Annotated in this window: 5 protein-coding genes; 1 reads left to right on the top strand and 4 read right to left on the bottom strand. The window is 44.3% G+C overall.

The annotated features are described in order from the left end of the window. Positions 1–167 precede the first annotated feature (167 nt). Entirely contained in the window at positions 168–1,712 is a 1,545-nt protein-coding gene (locus tag LIO64_RS11630; RefSeq protein ID WP_290549615.1) for a glycosyltransferase family 39 protein, read from the top strand. A gap of 50 nt (positions 1,713–1,762) precedes the next feature. Here the strand turns inward: LIO64_RS11630 and miaA are convergent, their stop codons facing one another. The 4 genes from miaA to LIO64_RS11610 form a co-directional block, all read right to left on the bottom strand. After that, positions 1,763–2,701, bottom strand: coding sequence for a tRNA (adenosine(37)-N6)-dimethylallyltransferase MiaA (gene miaA / locus LIO64_RS11625; RefSeq protein WP_290549614.1), 939 nt, complete (start codon positions 2,699–2,701; stop codon positions 1,763–1,765). 291 nt (positions 2,702–2,992) lie between these two features. Continuing rightward, on the bottom strand, positions 2,993–4,144 hold the full coding sequence (locus LIO64_RS11620) for a glycosyltransferase family 4 protein (protein ID WP_290549613.1): 1,152 nt from the start codon (positions 4,142–4,144) through the stop codon (positions 2,993–2,995). Positions 4,145–4,363: 219 nt separating this feature from the next. Further along, entirely contained in the window at positions 4,364–5,197 is an 834-nt protein-coding gene (locus LIO64_RS11615) for a hypothetical protein (RefSeq protein ID WP_290549612.1), read from the bottom strand. A gap of 57 nt (positions 5,198–5,254) precedes the next feature. Continuing rightward, entirely contained in the window at positions 5,255–6,421 is a 1,167-nt protein-coding gene (locus LIO64_RS11610) for a glycosyltransferase family 4 protein (protein WP_290549611.1), read from the bottom strand. Positions 6,422–6,611 lie beyond the last annotated feature (190 nt).

Here is a 6,611-nt window from a genome sequence, read left to right as displayed (position 1 = left end):
AGCACCATGCAGGAGTTCTTCCTATTTGCATACATAGCGGATTACAAATCCGAAGTCAAACCAAACAGCCAAATTTGAAAAGGAATAGGAATAACCGGACATGCTCCATAAAACAACGGTGTGGGATATGACCCCTTCTCACAGTTTTCCCAACTCCTTTCATTTCCTTGGATTTTACGCTCTCACACCAAAAAGCCACCTTCTTCGGATTTGTAATCCGTTATGGGTTTTTCCTGTGCATGAAAAGGGAATATTGCTTTTTTGTCGGAGTTAGTTTGATTGTTCTATTATTAGCCAGCACCTTGTCTCCTTTTTATGGAATGCCAATGGCGTGTGATCCTCATATTTACAGTTCTGTTGGCCGCGGGATGATGGAAGGGCTTATTCCTTACAGGGATTTATTTGACCAAAAAGGACCGCTGGTGTTTTTGCTGTATGGACTTGCCCAATGGGGCTGGCATTCATTTACGCCTGTACTGCTGGTGGAAGTGGCCTGCCTTTTCATTTCCTTAATATATGCTTACCGGCTGGCCCTGTTTCGTGTCGGTAAAAGAAAGGCTTTTCTCGTTGCCTTGACTCTTCCGTGTCTGCTATGTAAGTTCTCTTATTTTGAAAATGGAGGTAATCCTTCCGAGTTTTTATTGCCTTTGCAATTCATGGGAATGTACTGGATGGCAGGGTCATATTTATTACCACAGCGCTTTTCTTCCTGGAAAACCGGATTTGTATTGGGAGTTGGTGTGGGAGCGGCTTTCATGAGTAAATTCAATATTTGCTGTTTCTGGGTATTTCCTATATTAGTAACTACCTTTTTTTGTTGGAAACGGAAAAAGTTTCTTTCTCTTTTAGCAGGTTCTTTGGTGGGAGCGGCCTGCGTCATTATTCCCTTCCTGACTTATTTCATTTATCACCATTCTCTCGTATTTCTGAAGGAGGGATATTTCCTGTTTTCTGTTTACTATGGGTTACATGCAGAATCTCTGTCAGTGGTTCTGACGCAATATGCCGTTTTGTTCAAATCCATTCTGGCAGGTGATATAAATAGCATCTGGATAGCATTTGGGATAGTGATGGTGCTTTTCAGCCGGATTTCCGGTAAAATTAAACTATTGTATACTTTTTCCTTTCTATTCTGTCTTGTCTGTCTGTTCGGTTCAGCGCGGATGCAGTGCGGACATTATTTAATTACCCTGGTTCCTTATGCTTATGTAGGGTTGCTAATCCTGTCGGAGATGATTTGTCCTGGAAGACTGGTGCCTCGGGAACGGTTCCCCCTTTTGGAGAAATGCATGGCAGTAGGTCTTGTGGTGTACGCTTTGTGCAACTCCGTCAATGTCCATGAATTGTCTGGGTCCTATAGGAAAATGGCCTCAATGAAAAAAGATTTGCAGGAACTGGTGCCACCGGACAAAACTTTCGCCCTGATAGGGATCAATGATCAGGGCATGTACTGGCTTCTGGATCGTATTCCGGATATCCGACTGTTTACGATTTGTTCTTCCACTCCTGAAATCATGGAAAATCTTACATTTCAGCAGTATAGGGAAGTGGAGGATAAAAAGATCGAATATTTGGCCGTTAAGGAAAGCTTATTGGATGACAGAAGGAAAAGTGGGCGCATGTTTGCCGAATTGTTGCGTTCTTCCTATGCAAGAAAAGGGATAGTCAAAAAAGGGAATGTGAATTATGAACTATTTGTTAGGAAGCCATAGCTTTCCCATCTTGCAAAAATGGATTAGGGAAAGTGAGCGCAAGGAGGTCATCATATGCCCGGGAGAATTATCTTCGCTTCTTGAAGAATGTATTCCGCTAGTTTTCGGGCGCTACAATCGGAAGCAGCCGGAAGGTTCCTGAGCCATTGCTCCCGTTTGAGCCAAGTACGTTGACGTTTGGCGTATTGCCTGGTGGAGAGGGCCAATTGTATTTGGCATTCTTCCGGGGTAAGTTCGCCCCGGAGCATGGAGCGGATGAGTTGCAGACCTAGCGTGCGGTTTGCCGTAGCGGAGCAGGAGCCAAGGGCGGCCACTTCCTCTACCGCTCCTTCCTGCATCATGCGGGCAGCACGCTGGGCGATTCTGCGGTCCAGTTCCAGAACGTCCCTCGTAATGACCCAGCCGGGTCCCAGAGGTGGATTCAGCCAGTTCTGTTTCCAGAAAGAAAGAGGTTTTCCTCCGGCAAGGACAATTTCCAGGTTGCGTTCTACATAGCGTCGGTTGGAGGAATTCGTCGCAGACGCGCCTTCAGGATCCAGAGAAGTGAGCTGGGAGTACAACTCTTCCGTGGAATAATTTGCAAAAGTGGCACGGAGAGCCGTATCTCCCGGAGGAGCTTCCGACATGCCGTGGGAGAGAAATTTGAAGTATAGGCCGGAGCCTCCCGTGACGATAGCCGTTTTTCCCCGTGCATGGATGTCTTTCAGACACTGCATGGCCCGATGGTAGTGTTCCGTAGCATCCCAAGTCATTTGGACCGGGATGATGGAAACCATGTGATGGGGAATTCGCGCCTGGTCTTCTGAGGAAGGAGCCGCCGTCAGAACGGGAATTTCACGGTATACCTGATAGGCATCCGAACTGACGATTTCCGCCCCCATCATCTCCGCCAATTCCACGGCTACGGCAGATTTTCCAGACCCGGTAGGGCCGGCGATGAATAGAATAGGAGGGCATGAAACATGTGCCGTGGAGAAGGAATCAATCATAAAACAACTGTGGGATTTCCTGGCATTTAAAGAATGTAGGAAGGTGTTGCAACAGAATTTTCAGGGCAACAGCCATGCAGGCAGAAAGGTGATTTGCATTTGAATAAGATCAATCTTCCATGGCACTGCTTCAATAAAAATTATCTCGGAATTTTAAGGAATATTGCATGTATGTGCATCAGAGATTCAATGAAGAAAGGAATGATAGGGACATGTGGAGCGTTAAAAACAGAGACGAATGGGGAGTGGAACTTTTCGGCAAGTTCCCTTTATATCGGGGCGGGAACGAGTTCACAACCGGGTTTCATAGGCAGCTACTAATCGGGATGCATAATCATCCCAGGTGTTTCTTTGTCCTCCCTTCTCCCATGCCTTTTCTCCGTAATGCCGGACAAGTTCTTTGTTTTCACATAATGCTTTCATGGCTTGATAAATGGCATTTGCATTGGCGCCAGGCACTATCATTGCGGATTTCCTGTCTAAAATGGTCGTGGCTCCGGATTCATGCGTGGCAATGATGGGCAGACCTATTGCCATTGCTTCCAGTAAAGAACGGGCAAAACCTTCTTCCAGGGAAGGGAACACAAAAGCTGTACATGTTTTAAGATGTTGTACCAGTTCTGTTTGAGGTACATTTCTGTTCAAATACAGGCGGGGAAAACCTTCCCATTGCTTTAATACTTTTTTAAAGTCAGGCCTCGGAGATCCAAAAGAATGCAATTCCGCATCCGGATATTCCTCCTGCAGTTTACTGAAAGCCTGGAAAAGATATTGATGACCTTTGCGTACTGTCAGATTACCTGTCACAATGAATTTCGGTGTCGGGGATACCTCTTCTTGACTGCGGTGGGAGAACAGGGAGGTATCCACTCCGAAGGGGTTAAGAATGCATTTTTCTGGGGGAACGCCATTGGAAACCATGCTTTCCATTACGTATGTACTTGGACAAAGAATATAATCCGCCCGGTAAATTTCACGATTCATGCGCCCCCATGTCTTTTCTCCAATAGGGATGACAAATCCTGGATAATGAATGTCCGCTTCCCTCTGCCAATATCCCCGCTGGGTAGTGGGATGGCCGTTCATAGCTTCAAAAACCTTTAGAATGCGGCGTCCAGAATTTTCTGCCAGATCAAACACGGGCGTACAGGATCCCATGGGACATTGCACAATATCCACTCTTTCAGGAAGAACCTGCTTTTTTATCCATGCATCATAAAGCCAAAGGAGGCGCCATCTCATCTTTTCTTCGAGATTGGCAGGAGAAAAGTGATAAAACGGTTTCATGGCCAAATGATAAGGCCAGATTCTTTTATATTTTTCTGATGGAAGTCCGTGATTTTTGTTTCCTGTCCACATACTTTCCAATGCATCAAGCTTTTCAAGCGATGAAGCAGTTTTATTCATATGCCATGAGGACATACCGGAAATTAGAATTTTCATGTGGATCTATTCAGAAATGGTAAAGTGCCTGGTGTGGTTAAATATAAATAGTAAATGCATAGGAAACGCTGTCAAGATGCGAGATTCCGCAGGTAGGATGTATAGAAGGAAATTAAGATAAAAATGTGTTTTTCAAATGTAACACGCAGAGTTTTCCTTCAGAAGCACTTTCCATATGCGTTGAGATGGAAGAAGAATGCCTGAGAGAGGTTGACGGGATCAACATAAGATAGTTGATTTTGAGCAGAGGCGTAATATTTTTTCAAGTTGATAGGTGCCTTCTGATAATAAAGAAATGATCGTAAGAGGAAGCTTTTTTGATTGGGGTGCACCTTTATATTGAAACCATTCATTGAGATCTTTGTCATTCTGCAGAAAGGGCTTAGCAGGCAGATCCAATGCATGTAGACCTCTCTGATAACATAGAATAGAGAGAATGGATTGGTCATGTCTATGGTCAATGAATTCAGGATGATTAGGAATATCCGTTTGGGTGTTGTAATCACCAATAAGAGAAAGATGCCGTGACTTATCATTCCATTCCGCCGCCAGTTCCATGGACACAGAAGTCTTTCTCCAAATAGAGAAAGATGCTTGGATAGGTGGGGAATGTAGGATGTTTGTAGAAAGATTTCCCATTTGCTTTAAGGTTGTTGCCTTGGTCCAGTTTTCTATGGTACCTGTATATGGGATGTACACTCCGGGAATGATATCCTGTTGCAATTCATCCAGCCAATTCTGGGCAAATGGAAGGAGGGAGGAGAACAGCCGGACCCAGGGCCTTCCTATGTCGGAATAAATCAATATATCTCCATCTTGTAATAACTGTAATGCATGATTAATAATAAAAGGTTTCCATGACCAGAAGAAAACCCCTCTTTGTAAAGGGGTTGCCCATGGACGGGAGGTATAAAACCCCAGTCTTTTTAAATCTCCGCATTGATACCCACGCACATAAGTCGCTTTGCCGGCATATTTTGCAGAAAGAAGCTGCAGTATTTGTCGGTGTAGATACTGGACAGATCCGAAGTTGATGAAGACAACTTTTTTCATATCTATCAAGCAATAGAATAATTTGGCGGATGGATTTTTGTACGGCCTTGTAATTCGCTAATTGGTAGAGGTTTCTGGATCAACAGATAGCAGAGATTTGTAAAGGGAAAGGAATTTCCGGCTGGTTAGCTGAATCCTAAGGGCTTCTTTGGCTTCATCAGCACCTTGAAGCCCCATGGTGATATTTTTTCCCAGAGAGTCGGTCAGAGAAAGTACTGCCCGGCAGATTGCTGCACTGTCTTTGACAGGGATAATGTATCCCGATTTACCGTCTTCAACGTATTGTTTGCTACCGGCATTGACCGTAGTAATAACCGGCAAATTCATGCAACGAGCTTCCTTAATAATGGTAGGGCCTGTATCGGCTAGAGTTGGATGGACAAGGCACCATGCAGAAGACAGTCTTTTTTGTAGTTCCGGACGGTTCAAAGGACCGGTCCAATGGATATTGGGCGTACTTGCGGGCTCCAGCTCTGCTCTTAGAGAGCCTGAGCCAACAATGTAAAGTTTAACATGTTGCAGAGAAGGATCACTAAATGCCTGAACCAGATATCTTAGTCCTTTTAATTCGTAAAGTGTTCCTACGAACAGGCATTCTGGAGTTACGGAAGGATGTCTTTCTACATGATAGAAAGATTCCTCCACTCCATATTCAATGAGAGATACATGTGAAGAGGGAGCTATTTCCAGAATGCGGTCTTTGGCCCATGGAGATTCGCAGGTGATGAAAGGATATGAGGGAGTGATTCTCTTTTCCCAGAATGCTTGCAAGCGGGGAAACAGAGACATTTTAGCGCGCTGGCAATAAGCGTGGAGAGCTCCCTGATAGGACAGTAATTTTGCACACGGTTGTGTCATGCATGCTTTTGCATAGGATAACTCAATTCCCCATGCATGAACAAGGTCCGGACGCAAGCTTCGAAGCAGTTTGCGAATCTTTTTGGCAGCGAGGAAGTGGTTGGTAAATAGCCCAACAGCTAGGCTGGAGGCCGGTAATATATGAATAATCTGGCCCTTAAGACGACGGGTGGTAGAATGGGATACATATTTTTTAAAAGTAACCCAGTGAATTTGATAATCTTTTTGATCTTCCAAATCATTGAAAAGAGCATAAATCCATGGCGTTAAGCTATGGTCATGATTTTGAAATTCATGCGGGAGAAGACGTCCCAGGGGCATATCTGCAAGAATGACAATAATAGGTTGATAGGCTTGATGTTTCATATGGAATAGACTTTAGATAATTCCTAGAAAGATAAAGGTTTTTATAAAGCTCGGGGAGCTCTTTCACTTAAGAGTTCATAATAAACCTGCAAATATTGTTCCGCCATTATTTGCGGTGAAAATTTTCCTTTGACAATGCGACGGCAATTCCACCTGGAAATAAGATGAAGTGAATTAATCTTATCTTTCA

Origin of the sequence: Akkermansia sp. (assembly GCF_020860705.1) — a bacterium.
Classification (GTDB): domain Bacteria; phylum Verrucomicrobiota; class Verrucomicrobiia; order Verrucomicrobiales; family Akkermansiaceae; genus Akkermansia.
This window is presented reverse-complemented; position numbering and strand designations above follow the sequence as displayed.

Coding starts and splice junctions, on each gene's coding strand:
- miaA (WP_290549614.1), bottom strand. CDS start 2,701: ATGATTGATTCCTTCTCCACGGCACATGTTTCATGCCCTCCTATTCTA.
- LIO64_RS11620 (WP_290549613.1), bottom strand. CDS start 4,144: ATGAAAATTCTAATTTCCGGTATGTCCTCATGGCATATGAATAAAACT.
- LIO64_RS11615 (WP_290549612.1), bottom strand. CDS start 5,197: ATGAAAAAAGTTGTCTTCATCAACTTCGGATCTGTCCAGTATCTACAC.
- LIO64_RS11610 (WP_290549611.1), bottom strand. CDS start 6,421: ATGAAACATCAAGCCTATCAACCTATTATTGTCATTCTTGCAGATATG.